At 71.3% G+C, this 373-nt stretch carries 1 pseudogene; it reads left to right on the forward strand.

Annotation, left to right across the window (positions count from 1 at the left end):
• Positions 1–373: pseudogene (locus AC6CKD_RS37995) on the forward strand (hypothetical protein); the annotation flags it as partial.

Consider the following 373-nt stretch of genomic DNA (forward strand, 5'->3'; position numbering starts at 1 on the left):
ACGGTCGTCACGACCGCCACGGAACCCACCACGGTCGTCATCACGGCGCGGGTACGACGGACGGTCACCACGGTCGTTGCCGCGGAAGCCACCACCGGAAGGACGGTCACCACGGTCGTTCCCACGAAAGCCGCCGCCACCGGAGGGACGGTCATCACGACGGGGGTACGAGGGACGGTCGCCACCGGAGGGACGGTCATCGCGACGCGGGAACGACGGACGGTCGCCACCACGGTCGTCACGACCGCCGCGGAACCCACCACGGTCGTCATCACGACGGGGGTACGAGGGACGGTCGCCACGGTCGTTGCCGCGGAAGCCGCCACCGGAGGGGCGGTCACCACGGTCGTCGCGGCGGAAGCCACCACCGGAA

The organism is Streptomyces sp. GQ60 (assembly GCF_059758875.1).